At 70.1% G+C, this 13,670-nt stretch carries 11 protein-coding genes; all 11 read left to right on the top strand.

The genetic code is table 11. The annotated features are described in order from the left end of the window. Window positions 1-2,008, top strand: a 2,008-nt coding sequence (mltG, locus tag U9J66_RS25860) for an endolytic transglycosylase MltG (RefSeq protein ID WP_326339026.1), incomplete at its 5' end; no start/stop codon positions are given. After that, a complete protein-coding gene (locus tag U9J66_RS25855; protein WP_326339025.1) occupies window positions 2,008-2,835 on the top strand; it encodes a shikimate dehydrogenase in 828 nt (275 codons plus the stop codon). The genes mltG and U9J66_RS25855, both read left to right, overlap by 1 nt. A gap of 420 nt (window positions 2,836-3,255) precedes the next feature. Beyond that, window positions 3,256-3,840, top strand: coding sequence for a translation initiation factor IF-3 (gene infC / locus U9J66_RS25850; protein WP_081536435.1), 585 nt, complete (start codon window positions 3,256-3,258; stop codon window positions 3,838-3,840). A 181-nt stretch (window positions 3,841-4,021) separates the two neighbouring features. Continuing rightward, entirely contained in the window at window positions 4,022-4,216 is a 195-nt protein-coding gene (gene rpmI / locus U9J66_RS25845) for a 50S ribosomal protein L35 (RefSeq protein WP_014908288.1), read from the top strand. A gap of 165 nt (window positions 4,217-4,381) precedes the next feature. Continuing rightward, on the top strand, window positions 4,382-4,753 hold the full coding sequence (gene rplT, locus U9J66_RS25840; RefSeq protein ID WP_026125106.1) for a 50S ribosomal protein L20: 372 nt from the start codon (window positions 4,382-4,384) through the stop codon (window positions 4,751-4,753). A 28-nt stretch (window positions 4,754-4,781) separates the two neighbouring features. Next, a complete protein-coding gene (locus U9J66_RS25835; RefSeq protein ID WP_026125107.1) occupies window positions 4,782-5,630 on the top strand; it encodes a TrmH family RNA methyltransferase in 849 nt (282 codons plus the stop codon). Between the two features lie 513 nt (window positions 5,631-6,143). Then, the gene (locus U9J66_RS25830; protein WP_014909953.1) at window positions 6,144-7,280 is read left to right on the top strand and encodes a sensor histidine kinase; all 1,137 of its coding nucleotides are present in this window, start codon (window positions 6,144-6,146) and stop codon (window positions 7,278-7,280) included. Between the two features lie 210 nt (window positions 7,281-7,490). Continuing rightward, window positions 7,491-8,609: a phenylalanine--tRNA ligase subunit alpha gene (gene pheS / locus U9J66_RS25825; RefSeq protein ID WP_326339024.1), complete on the top strand. Its 1,119-nt coding sequence runs from the start codon at window positions 7,491-7,493 to the stop codon at window positions 8,607-8,609. After that, a complete protein-coding gene (gene pheT, locus U9J66_RS25820; RefSeq protein ID WP_326339022.1) occupies window positions 8,609-11,098 on the top strand; it encodes a phenylalanine--tRNA ligase subunit beta in 2,490 nt (829 codons plus the stop codon). Before pheS ends, pheT begins: the two co-directional genes overlap by 1 nt. 475 nt (window positions 11,099-11,573) lie before the next feature. Beyond that, on the top strand, window positions 11,574-12,800 hold the full coding sequence (locus tag U9J66_RS25815) for an aminotransferase family protein (RefSeq protein WP_026125108.1): 1,227 nt from the start codon (window positions 11,574-11,576) through the stop codon (window positions 12,798-12,800). Window positions 12,801-12,996: 196 nt separating this feature from the next. Then, window positions 12,997-13,488, top strand: a complete 492-nt coding sequence (locus U9J66_RS25810; protein WP_026125109.1) for a MarR family winged helix-turn-helix transcriptional regulator — start codon at window positions 12,997-12,999, stop codon at window positions 13,486-13,488. The last annotated feature ends 182 nt before the right edge of the window (window positions 13,489-13,670 follow it).

Here is a 13,670-nt window from a genome sequence, read left to right as displayed (position 1 = left end):
GGCCCGGGGCGGGCGCCCCTCCCGAGAGCCGGCCGCCCCCGGTCCCGAGGCTCCCGGCGCGCCCGGGAGGGCCGGCGCCGACCCGACGCAGGAGGCGCTCGCCGCGCTCGCGAACCTGGGCGGCGCCCCCGCCGCCCCGCAGGAGACCACCGGTCGGGAACGTCCCGCACGCGGTACCGACGCTCCTCTGGAGGAGCCGCCCCGCAGGCGGCGCCGAGCCCGTGTGGAGGAGGCCCCCGAACCCCGTTCCTCGCTCTGGGACGACGCCGAGGACGAGCCCACGCCGGCCTTCTTCGCGGACGAGCCCGAGGAGCCGAGGGGCCGTCGCGCCCGCCGTAAACGCGCCGCGCGAGAAGAGGCGCGTGCCCGTGAGACGGGTGAGTTCCCCTCCGCCCCCCAGGAGGAGCGTCCGGTGGGCCGTCGCGCCCGCCGTCGTGCCCGTCCCGAGCCGGAGGAGACCGTCGACGGCGGAGCGTTCGCCGCGGCCCCCTTCGACGACGTCGCTCCCGAGCCCGAACCCGAGCCCGGGTTCACGCCGGAGCCCGAGTTCGAACCGGAACCGAAGGGCCGTCGTGGACGGCGCCGCCGCGCGCCCGAACCCGATAGCGGAGCCTTCCCGCTTCCCGAGGAGGAACCGCGCCGGAGCGGTGCCCTGCCGATCCCGGAGGAGGACGAGGCCGAGGTCGAGTCCGATCCCGTCCCGGAGGAGGAGCCGACCGGCCGTCGCGGTCGTGGCCGCCGTCGTTCCCGTCGGGTGAGGAAGAGGCCCGAGCCGGAACCCGTGGTCGAGGACGCTCCCGAGGAGGAACCTGAGGAGGACGACTACGAGGAGGAGAGCCTCGAGGACATCGCGGCCTCCTACGGGGACAGCCGCGCCACGCGCAGACGCGCCAAGGCGGCCAAGCAGCGGGCCAAGCGACTGGCCGCGGCCAAGGGCGGCGGTGGTGGCGGGGCCCCCCGACGCCGTCGCGGCAAGGGCTTCATGATCCTGCTCGCCCTGGTGCTGATGCTGGTGATCGCCGGTGGTGGCTTCGTGGTGATGCGCACCTACGTGTTCCCCGCCGACTACGCGGGTGAGGGCTCCGGAGAGATCGTCATCACGGTCGAGGAGGGGCAGAGCGGAACGGCCGTCGGCCGGACCCTCTCGGACGCGGGCGTCGTCGCCAGCGTGCGGGCCTTCACCAACGCCCTCGATCAGCAGGAGCAGGGTCTGACCCCCGGCACCTACTCCCTGGCGGAGGGGATGAGCGGGGCGAGCGCCGTCGCCGCCCTGCTCGACCAGGACAACCGCCTGGGCGGCGAGGTCCTCATCCGCGAGGGACTGCGGAGCGACCAGATCCTGGAGAAGCTGGCCGACAACACCGACGTCTCCCTGGAGGAGTTGGAGGCGGCCTACGAGCAGACCGACGAACTCGGCCTGCCCGACTACGCGACGGAGGGCCCCGCGGGCTACCTCTTCCCGGCCACGTACCGTTTCGAACCGGGCACCGAGGCCATGTCGATACTGCGCACGATGGTCACCCAGCACCGTCAGGTCACCGAGGCGATGAACCTGGAGGATCGCGCGGCCGACCTCGGCTACGACGCCAACGAGATCATGGCGATCGCCTCCATCGTCCAGGCCGAGAGCGGCGGGGTCGACGACATGGCCAAGATCTCCCGTGTGGTGCACAACCGCCTGGACATCGACATGGCGTTGCAGATGGACAGCACCTGCTTCTACGCCATCGGCGAGTACGGCATCGCCCTCGACAACGATCAGCGAGCGGCCTGTGAGGCCGACACCAGCGGTTTCGACACCTACCACAAGACCGGGCTCATCCCCGGACCGTTCGTCGCCCCGGGCGAGGACGCCATCGAGGCGGCCCTCGAGCCTGAGGAGGGGGACTGGCTGTACTTCGTGGCCACCGACCCCGAGAACGGCGTCACCGAGTTCACCGACGACTACGACGAGTTCCTGGTGCTGAAGGACCGTTTCCAGGAGACCTGGGGAGGCGGGCAGAACTGATGCGCGCGGCCGTCCTGGGCTCACCGGTGGCCCACTCCCTCTCACCGGTCCTGCACTCGGCGGCCTATCGGGAGATGGGTCTGACCGACTGGTCCTACGAGTGCTTCGAGTGCGACGAGGCGGGGTTGGCCCCCTTCCTCGACGGACTCGAACCGGGAGAATGGGCGGGGCTCTCCCTGACCATGCCGCTCAAGCGTCGGGCCATGGAACTGGCCTCCGAGGTGGACGCCCTGGCCGTGGAGGTCGGCGGGGCCAACACCCTGGTCCGTCGGAACGGGGGCTGGAGCGCCCGTAACACCGACGTCGAGGGGATCACGACCGCGCTGGCCGAGGCGGGCGCGGGCTCGCCCCGGGACGCGGTCGTCCTGGGCGCGGGCGCCACCGCGGCCTCGGCCCTGGCCGCCCTGCGAGAGCTGGGGCTCCCGGGCTCGGTGACCGTACTGGCGCGCAGCACGGCGCGCGCCGGCGAGGTGACCCGGGCCGCCGAACGTCTGGGTGTTCCCGTGTCGGTGGCCCCGTTGGCGGAGATCGACCGGTACCTGGACGTCGACCTGGTCGTCTCCACCCTGCCCTCCGGAGCCGCCGACGCCCACGCCGACGTGCTGGCCGCCTCGCGGGCCGATCTCTTCGACGTGGTCTACGCGCCCTGGCCGACCAGGGCGGCCGAGACGGTCGAGGCCCGCGGTGGTCGCGTGGTGGGCGGTTTCCCGATGCTTTTGCATCAGGCGGTGGCCCAGGTCCGCGCGATGACGGGTCGGGAGGACGTTCCGGTGACGGCCATGAGGGCGGCCGGGGAGGCCGAACTGGCCCGCCGCGCGACGTCCTGACCGGCCCCGAACCTTCGTGAGGGGATCGTCGAAGGCGGTCCGGGTGGAGTGGTCGGAACTCCTGATAGAATCGTGGTAATCGACTTGGTCCGGTGTGTCCCGACATACCGGAACCGCAAGCGGAGATGATCCTCCCACCCACCGGGCACTGCTCGCGCGGGTCCGGTCGCACGAAGGGCGCGTCGCGCCGTCCCACGGGATCTCGGTCCTCCGAGGTCCGGGACGCGGTCGCCGCCTTCGCCGTGACGTTCCGGTCGGATCGCCCCGCTTGCACACGCTGGCGGGGTTTTTCCTTTTGTGGTGGGACCCCGGAGCGGGCGGGTGGCCTGAACAAAGCGCGGGCGACCCGGTCGAACAGGCCGACCACCGGACGGTGGACGGCCGGTCCCAGGTAATCCGAGAAAGCTAGGGAGGGGTCTCATCAGCGCCGAGCCCCGCATCAATGACCGTATCCGGGTGCCCGAGGTCCGACTCGTCGGACCCAACGGTGAGCAGGTCGGAATCGTCTCCGTGCAGGACGCCCTGCGTCTGGCCCAGGAGTCCGACCTCGACCTCGTCGAGGTCGCGCCGACCGCGCGCCCGCCGGTCGCCAAGCTGATGGACTACGGCAAGTTCAAGTACGAGTCCGCGGTCAAGGCCCGTGAGTCGCGCAAGAACCAGTCGAACACGATCATCAAGGAGATCAAGCTCCGCCCGAAGATCGACCCGCACGACTATGAGACCAAGAAGGGTCACGTCGTCCGGTTCCTCAAGGGCGGGGACAAGGTCAAGGTGACGATCATGTTCCGCGGTCGTGAGCAGTCCCGCCCCGAACTCGGGCGCAGGCTGCTGGCGCGACTGGCCGAGGACGTCAAGGACCTCGGCACGGTCGAGTCCCAGCCCAAGCAGGACGGCCGCAACATGGTCATGGTGATCGGTCCGCACAAGCGGCGTTCCGAGCACAAGGCCGAGGCCCGTGCGGCGGCCGGGGAGAAGGCCCGCCGCGAGCGGAGCGACCAGGCGTAGACGCCAGGGAGGTCTCCCGCCGCCCGGCCCGCCGTCGAGGCGGGACCCGGGTGGCGGGGGCACCGTGCGCGACGGCCCGTGATGCACAGGCGTGGCGCCCCAAGACCCCGCCTAGCGCGGAACAACCGCGTCGTCGGTCCATGATCGACGACGCGCCGACGGAGTAGGAGACGACGGCGACATGCCGAAGAACAAGTCCCACAGCGGAGCCAAGGACCGTTTCAAGGTCACCGGTTCCGGCAAGATCATGCGCCGCCGTGCCAACAAGAACCACATCCTTGAGCACAAGACCTCCAAGCGTAAGCGCAAGCTGAGCAACGAGGCCGTGCTCTCCCCGGCCGACACCAAGAACATCAAGAAGCTCTTGGGCAAGTAGTACCGGAGAACCTCTCGTCCTCCTCGGCAGTGCCCGCGCGTCCGACCCGGTCGGTGCGTGTCAGGCGCTCGGGGGACGACCACCTGAAGCGAACACGGCCGCCGGGCCCGTCCTGGTCGGACCGGACGGCGCGCCGTGCGCCGGAAGAACAATGAGGGAGTCACTGTGGCACGCGTGAAGCGGGCTCTCAACGCCAAGAAGAAGCGCAAGGTCGTTCTCGACCGGGCCAGTGGTTACCGCGGGCAGCGCTCGCGCCTGTACCGCAAGGCCAAGGAGCAGATGCTCCACTCGATGACCTACTCCTACCGGGACCGCAAGGACCGCAAGGGGCAGTTCCGTCGTCTGTGGATCCAGCGCATCAACGCCGCCTCCCGCGCTCACGGTCTGACCTACAACCGTCTCATCCAGGGTCTGAAGCTGGCCGAGATCGAGGTCGACCGTCGCATGCTGGCCGAGCTGGCCGTCAACGACGAGGCCGCCTTCGCCGCGCTGGTGGAGAAGGCCAAGCAGGCCCTGCCCGCCCCCGCCGCGGCCTGACGGTTTCGTAAGACAGATACGGGTAGCGATGGCGAGCCACGAGTTCACGAGTGTCCGATCACCCAGGATCAAGGGGGTTCGGCGGCTCGCCAAGCGCACCTTCCGCCAGCGTGAGCGGCGCTTCCTCGCGGAAGGCCCCCAGGCTGTGCGGGAGGCCCTGGCCGCCGTCAACGGCGGTGACGGGCGGTCCCCCTATGGAGGGGCCGCCCACGGTGTGGTCGAGGTCTACGCCACGGCGGAGGCCATGCAACGCCACATCGACCTGATGGACGCGGCCCACACCGCGGGCGTGCCCACCCATCGGGTCAGCCTCGACGTGATGTCCGAACTGGCGCAGACCATCACCCCTCAGGGGGTCATCGCGGTCTGCGAGTTCGTCGACGTCCCCTTGGAGAAGGTCACCGACGTGCGTCTGGCCGTCGTCCTCTCCCACGTACGCGACCCCGGTAACGCCGGGACGGTCCTGCGCACCGCCGACGCGGCCGGAGCCGACGTCGTGATCTTCACCGACGCCTCCGTGGACCCCTACAACGGCAAGTGCGTGCGCGCCTCCGCCGGAAGCCTGTTCCACCTGCCCGTCGTGGTGGGGGTGCCCGTGGCCCGGGCCATCGACTTCCTGCACGACGCGGACGCCAAGGTGTGGGCCGCCGACGGCGGTGGCGACCGGGACCTGCACCAGGTGGCCGACGACGGTGCTCTGGACGGTCCGGTCGGCTGGGTCTTCGGCAACGAGGCCTGGGGGCTGCCCGAGGAGACCGTCCGTCTCACCGACGGCGCGGTCAGCGTTCCGATCTACGGCGGGGCCGAAAGCCTGAATCTGGCCACGGCCGCCGCGGTCTGTCTGTACACCACCGCACGCCAGCAGAGACGCGCCTGATCCGGGTACCCGCGCCCGAGCCCGTCTCCACGTGCGGTGACGCTCCGTGCATCGTCACCGAACGGCCCGATCACGCGACCGTGGGTGTGCACGACCGGTAACAGGTTGTGCCAACACCTCGGAATGCACGTGCACCAGGCCCGAGTGTCGATAGGGTCGGAGCGGCACCACGGCGGTTCATGCGCATCCCGCTTGACCGCGCTCACACGACCCGTGTCACGGGTGGAGACGTGCGCCCGCCTCCTGGATCGGGCAGGCTCGGCCACACGGTGTGAGTATCCGGACCGTGATCGCGGTCGACCGGCCCGCCCCCGGGGACGGGTGTGGGAACGGTGTCCGCAAGTTCGGTCTTCCGCCCGACGCCGCGTCACGGAACACGAGGCGTACCGGGCGGGAGTGCAGGGTAGACCTGCGGTGGTGTCCAGGGGAGAGTTGGAAACGGACACCACCGAGCAGTGATCCGCGGCCTGGGACCCCCGTGCCGTGGACCTTCGGAGGGGAGCGGGGAGAGGCGTGGGCAGCGGCCGGCAGGTGGACCAACCGGCGGAGGACTCCGACAGCGCGGTGACGTATCCGATGGACGGCCCCGCGCCGGCCGACGTCGACACCGCGTCCCCCGGGGGAGCGCCCCTGCACGCCGACGATCTGCCGGACGGGGTCGTCATCGCCGACGCCCGGGGCCGGGTCGTCCTCTTCAACACCCAGGCCGCCCAGCTCGTCGGGGTTCCCGCGGAGTCGGCGCTGGGCCACGACTACCGTTCCGCCCTACCTCTGAGAGGGCTCGATGGGCACGACTGGTGGGAGGCCAGCGACCCCTACGGAGGCGATCGCGATCGCACCCGTCAGGTCGAACGGGTCCTCTGCCTGCCCGACGAACGCGAGATCCTCGTCGCCGCCCGCTACGTCCGGGTCAGGCCCGGGGGCGATCTCGTCCGTCTCGTGGTCACCCTCAGGGACGCCTCGGCGCGGGCCGACCGCTCCCGGGCCGACCTGGTCTCCGAGGTCGCTCACGAACTGCGCTCTCCCTTGACCAGTGTGAAGGGCTTCACCTCCACGCTGCTCACCAAATGGGAACGGCTGACCGACAAGCAGAAGCTGTTCATGCTGGAGACGGTCAACGCCGACGCCGACCGTGTCACCCGGCTGATCCACGACCTTCTGGACGTCTCGCGGATCGAATCCGGGCGGCTGGAGGTGCGTCGCCAGGTCGTCGACCTGCCGGAGGCGGTCCGCAAGGTGGTCGCGGGGCGGGTCGCGGCGGGGGAGTCCGAGGAGCGCTTCCGTGTGGAGGCGCACGGCGATCTTCCTCAAATGTGGCTGGACCCCGACAAGCTCGAACAGATCCTCTCCAACCTCGTGGAAAACGGGGTGCGGCACGGCGCTGGTACTGTCAGTATCGTGATCGAGCCGTGTGAGGGAGGAGCAGCGGTGTCGGTGCGCGACGAAGGCCAGGGCATAGCGCCCGAGACCATTCCGCGCGTCTTCCGCCAGTTCTGGCGCAGCAAGCGCCGTGGCGGGACCGGCCTCGGACTGTTCATCGTCAAGGGCCTCGTCGAGGCCCACGGCGGCACGATCACCGTCGGCCGCGCCCCCAACGGTGGCGCAGAGTTCCGATTTACCATGCCCGCCGGGACGCCCGAGTTCGTCTGAGCAGTCAGACCCTTCGGCCCCGGTGGGCGCACGAGGCTCCCCGTGTTCCGTCGTGGACCTTCCACGGGGCGGCCCGTCAATCCAGGGCCGGTCTCACCGCCGGCCCGACGTGACCCTGTGCTCTTCCTGTCGGCTTCGTCCGCCCCGAGCGGACCGTGACTGCCGCCCGCGCCCGCGTCCGCCGGTGCGGTGTCGGCGAGGCAACCAAACATGTCTGCACCGAACAATTCCTTCGACCCGGTCGAGGTGACCCCCCTGCACCCCGACGAGGTCGCCCGCATGCGCGAGGAGGCGTTGGCCGCCATCGAGGCCGCCGCCGATCTCGCCGAACTCAAGGAGGTCCGGCTCGCCCACGCCTCCGACCGTTCCCCGTTGGCCCTGGCCAACCGTGAGATCGGCGCCCTGCCCCCGGCCGCCAAGGCCGACGCCGGCAAGCGCGTGGGCGGGGCCCGCCGCGACATCGGCCAGGCCCTCAAGGCCCGCCAGGCCGTCCTGGAGGCCGAGCGCGACGAGCGGGTCCTGGTCGAGGAGCGCGTCGACGTCACCCTGCCCTGGGACCGTGTCCCCCGTGGGGCGCGTCACCCGCTGACCACGATCGCCGAGCGCATGGCCGACGTCTTCGTCGGCATGGGCTTCGAGATCGCCGAGGGCCCCGAGATCGAGGCCGAGTGGTTCAACTTCGACGCCCTCAACTTCCAGCCGGACCACCCCGCCCGCACCATGCAGGACACCTTCTTCGTGGAGGGGCCCGAGGGCGGTGAGTCCGGGCTGGTCATGCGGACCCACACCTCCCCGGTCCAGGTGCGCTCCCTGTTGACGCGCGACCTGCCCGTGTACGTGGTCGCCCCCGGCAAGACCTTCCGCACCGACGAGCTCGACGCGACGCACACGCCGGTCTTCCACCAGCTCGAAGGGCTGGTCGTGGACCGGGGCATCACCATGGCCCACCTGCGCGGAGCCATCGACACCTTCGTCGAGTCCTTCTTCGGCGAGGGCCTCAAGACCCGTTTCCGCGCCTCCTACTTCCCGTTCACCGAGCCGTCGGCCGAGGTGGACATGGAGTGCTTCGTGTGTCGGGGCGCCTCGGTTGGGGACCCGGACGCGTCGTGCCGCACCTGCTCCAGCGAGGGCTGGATCGAGATCGGCGGCTGCGGAGTGGTCAACCCGCGTGTGCTGGTGGCCGCGGGCGTGGACCCCGAGGTCTACAGCGGATGGGCCTTCGGCCTGGGAATCGAACGAACACTGATGTTCGCGCACGACGTGCGCGACATGCGCGACATGGTCGAGGGCGACGTACGTTTCACCTCGGCGTTCGGGAGTGAGATCTGATGCGCGTCCCCATGACCTGGCTGCGCGAATACGTCGCGCTGCCCACCGACGTCACCGCCCGCGAGCTCGCCTCCCGACTGACCCTGGCGGGTCTGGAGGTCGAGACCGTCGACGAGCTCGGAGCCGACCTGACCGGCCCCATCGTCTTCGGTCGCGTCCTCGAGATCGAGGAGCTGACCGGTTTCAAGAAGCCGATCCGCTTCTGCCGGGTCGACGTCGGCGACGCCAACGGCACCGGTGAGCCACAGGAGATCGTCTGCGGCGCCCGCAACTTCGCCGAGGGCGACCTGGTCGTCGTCTCCCTGCCCGGGGCCGAGCTTCCCGGCGGTTTCAAGATCGGCGCCCGCAAGACCTACGGCCGGATGTCGGCGGGCATGATCTGCTCGGCGACCGAGCTGGGCCTGTGGGAGGACCACAGCGGCATCGTCGTCCTGCCGGAGGGCTTCGGCGAGATCGGCGCCGACGCCATCGAGGCTCTCGAACTGCGCGAGGACGTCCTCGACATCGCGGTCACCCCCGACCGCGGCTACGCGCTGTCGATGCGCGGAGTGGCCCGTGACGTCGCCGCCCTGTACGGGGTCGACCTCCACGACCCCGCCGAGATCGAGGTCGTCGAGCCCACCGGGCCCGGCCACCCCGCGGAGATCGCCGACACCGGGCTCGCCGACCGTCTCGTGCTGCGCGGCGCCACCGGCTTCGACCCCGAGGCGCCCACCCCGCTGTGGATGATGCGTCGTCTGCACCAGAGCGGGGTGCGTCCGGTTTCTCTGGCCGTCGACGTCACCAACTACGTGATGCTGGAACTCGGCCAGCCGCTGCACGCCTGGGATCGCGACCGTCTCGACGGGACCGTCACCGTGCGCGCCGCGAAGCCGGGGGAGAAGCTGGAGACCCTCGACCACGTCCGCCGGTCCCTGGACCCCGACGACATCGTCATCGCCGACGCGTCCGGTGCCCAGGCCATCGCCGGTGTCATGGGCGGCCTCGACACCGAGATCGGTCTCTCCTCCTCCGCTGTCCTGGTCGAGGCGGCGCACTTCGAGCCCCGGCACATCGCCCGGGCCTCGCGCCGCCACCAGCTCTCCTCGGAGGCCTCGCGCCGGTTCGAGCGCGGCATCGACTCCAGGATGCAGGTGGTGGCCGCCACCCGCGCGGTGGAGCTGCTCGCCGAGTTGGGCGGCGCGAGCGTCGAGGCGGCCTACACCCACCTCGACCACTCGTCGGCCCCGACCACGATCACGGTGCGCGCGGGTCACGCCGGCGCCGTGGCCGGTGTCGACTACCCCGAGGGCACCACCGAGAAGTGGCTGCGGGCCATCGGCTGCGCGGTGGCCTCCGAGGGCGACGTGCTCACGGTGACCCCGCCGTCCTGGCGTCCGGACCTGACCGACCCCAACGACCTCGCCGAGGAGGTCATCCGGTTCGAGGGCTACGAGAACATCCCCTCCATCGGTTTCAAGGGGATGGGCCGTGGTCTGACCGAGGGGCAGCGTCTGCGTCGCGCCGTGGGCCGTGCCCTGGCGGAGACCGGTCACTACGAGGTGCTCACGTACCCGTTCGTGGGCGAGCGCGACCTCGACGGGCTCCAGCTGAAGGCCGACGACCCGCGTCGTGTGAGCATGCGGCTGGCCAACCCGCTCAACGACGAGGAGCCCCTGCTGCGCACCACGTTGTTGCCGGGGATGTTCAAGACCCTGGTGCGCAACGTCGGTCGCGGTCTCACCGATGTCGCCCTCTTCGAGATGGGGTCGATCTACCTGCCCCGGGCCGGTGCCTCTCGCGCTCCGCTGCTCCCGGTGGATCGCGCGCCCTCGGCCGAGGAACTGGCGCTGATCGACGCGGCCCTGCCCGAGCAGCCGCGCCATGTGGGCGTGGTGCTGTCCGGTGCCGCCGAACGCGCGGGTTGGTGGGGGCCGGGGCGCGAGGCCGTCTGGGCCGACGCGATCCAGGCCGCCCGTGACGTGGCCCGTGTGGCCGGTGTGGAGCTGGAGATCGAGGCCTCCCAGCAGGCCCCCTGGCACCCGGGACGCTGCGCGGCGCTGTACGTGCGCGTGGCGGGGGAGCGCCTCGCGGTCGGACACGCCGGTGAGCTGCACCCGCGCACCGTCAAGGCCTTCGGTCTGCCCGAGCGCACCGCCGCGATGGAGGTCGACCTGGACCGGATCGAGCGGGCCCGGACCAAGGTCGTGGCCCCCGAGGTGTCGGCCTACCCGGTGGCCACCCAGGACGTGGCGCTGGTCGTGGACGAGTCGGTCCCGGTGGGGCGGATCCGTTCCGCTCTGATCGAGGGCGCCGGCGAGCTCCTGGAGAGCGTGCGTCTGTTCGACGTCTACACCGGTGAGCAGGTGGGCGAGGGACGCAAGTCCGTGGCCTTCGCCCTGCGTTTCCGGGCCGGGGACCGGACGCTGACGGCCGAGGAGGCCGGGGCCGCGCGTGACGCGGCCGTGGCCCTCGCCACCGAGCGCACCGGGGCGGTCCTGCGCGGCTGACCTCATCGCGACACGCCGAAGGGGCGGGACGGGCCCTCCTGAGAAAGGGGGCCGTCCCGCCCCTCTTGTGTTCGGGCGGGGTTCGGTGTTCGATGGCGGTCTCGGACCGATACGCACAGGGATCGTGTCGCGAAACGGTTTGTCGGACACTCCGGAATCCAAGAAATTTCAGGGCCTGTTTTTCCTGCACAGTAGGGGTTTTGAGGCCATGGGGCAGGGGTAGTCGGAATGAAGTTTATGTTTCGGGGCATGAATCCTCGTTTTGTCTCTTGCTGAAGAGCGGGTGGAGAACTTAGCCTGCAATCACCTACCGCAACCTGGGCGTCCGGGTGATGGGGGCAGATCCGTTTTCCGCTGCGCACTCTCGCGCATGTCACGGCTCGGAGGTCGCCATATGACCGAAACGGTTGTCTCGTCCGCGCTCACTCCCAAGGAACACAGGGAGTCCAGCCGCCTCTGGCACACCTTCTGCGATATGAACACCGTGGCCAAGGGCCCGGAGTTCGTCGTCTCCCGCGCCGAGGGCGTGTGGCTCTGGGACCAGTACGGTGATCGTTACCTCGACGGCACCGCCAGCCTCTGGTACTGCAACGTCGGTCATGGTCGTACCGAGATCGCGGACGCGGTGCATCGGCAGATCAGCACCCTGGACGCCTACACCGTCTACGGGGACTTCGCCAACGCGCCCGCCATCGAACTGAGCGAGCGGCTGGCGGCGCACGCGCCGGTCGACGACCCTCGGGTGATCCTGACCTGTGGTGGAGGGGAGTCGATCGACACCGCGGCCAAGCTGGCGCGCGGTTACTGGGCGGCGCTGGGGCAGCCCGAACGTCAGCACCTGATCAGTCGGACCGGCGGCTATCACGGCCTCAACGGGTTCGGTACCAGCATCATCGGGATGGACCGCTTCCGTGAGGGCTACGGCCGGCTCGTCGAGGAGACCTCGGTGGTCCCCTACGACTCCGCGGAGGCTCTGGAGGCGGAGATCCTTCGGGTGGGGGCCCACCGTGTGGCGGCCTTCTTCGCCGAACCGGTGATCGGGGCGGGCGGGGTCTTCCTGCCGCCGGAGGGCTACTTCGCGGAGATCTCGCGTATCTGTCGTAAGTACGGCGTGCTGTTCATCGTGGACAGCGTCATCTGTGGTTTCGCCCGGATGGGCAACTGGTTCGGGATCGAGCGCTTCGGCGTGAGCCCGGACATGATCGTCTTCGCCAAGGGCGTCTCCAGCGGGTACCTGCCGCTGGGCGGTGTCGTGGTCGACGGCCGGGTGGCCGATCCCTTCTGGAACCAGGAGGGCAACCCGTTCCTGCACGGGACCACCTACGCCGGGCACCCGACGGCCTGCGCCGCGGCCATGGCCAACATGGACATCCTGGAGCGCGAGGACCTGTTCACCGTCTCCCGCGAGGTGGAACGGCACCTGGACTCGGCCCTGCGCGGGTTGGAGAGCCACCCGCTGGTCGCCGAGGTCCGTTCCGGGGTCGGGGTGATGGGCGCGGTGGAGCTCACCGAGGAGGCGCTCACCGAACGGGGCATCACCACGGCCGAGGTCTTCGCCGAGACCCGGGCCCGGGGCGTCATCGTCCGGCCGGTGCCCAAGGCGCTGTTGGTCTCGCCGCCCCTGGTGGTCACCTGGGAGCAGATCGACCACCTGACCTCGACTCTCGCAGGAGCCCTGGACGCGGTCATGGAACGACACTGAGAGGGGCCCGGAGGGTTCCGGGCCCCCCTTCTCGTCGACATCGACGCACCCACCGACGCGATCCGCGCCGGTGGGTTCCTTTTTTCCGGGCGCGGATCACCCCACGAAGTCGCCGACATGGAGTAATATTTTCTAGGAAGATATTTCTTCAGGGTGCGATCGTCGGGGTCCACCCGCGATCCGACAGGGACGGGACATGACGACACGGACGACGGAGACGACACACGAGGCACGCGACGAGGGCTGTATGGACGGCGACGACCTCATCACCGCCTGGGGGCTGGTGGCCGAGGCGACCAACGCCATCGGGCCTCGACTGTTGAGCGGCATCACCCCCGACGGCAAGGACATGGCGGGCCCCTGGTTCGAGGTCCTCATCCGTCTCCAGCGCACCCCGGGGCACCGACTGCCGATGAGCCGACTGGCGCGTGAGGTCAGCCTCAGTACCGGAGGGTTCACCAAGCTGGCCGACCGCCTGGAGAAGGAGGGCTACCTGGAGCGGCACAACTGCTCCACCGACCGCAGGGTCGTCTACGCGACCCTCACCGAGAAGGGGCGGGAGTTCACCGAGGCCACGAAGGTCAAGCACGTCGAGCGGCTGCGCGAACACATGCTCGCCCCCTTGGGCGAGGACGGGGTTCGACAACTCGCCGCCATCGCGCGTACCCTCCGTGACAGTGCTCTTTGACGACCTCGGGACTCTCCGTAGTCGAATTCCTGCTCGAATGACCCATGAGTCCCTCGGAAGCGCGGAAGATATCCCACGCACCTCCGTTCCCATGTAGGTTGGCCAGAGTTCGGGGATCCGGCGCGGGGCGGGTCGGGAGCATTGAGGTTTCGGGGGGAATGATGAGGCTGTTCACCACTGCT

The organism is Nocardiopsis sp. LDBS1602 (genome assembly GCF_035818715.1).
Lineage (GTDB): Bacteria > Actinomycetota > Actinomycetes > Streptosporangiales > Streptosporangiaceae > Nocardiopsis > Nocardiopsis alba.
Note: the sequence above shows the minus strand (reverse complement) of the source record. Positions and strands in the feature narration are given on the sequence as shown.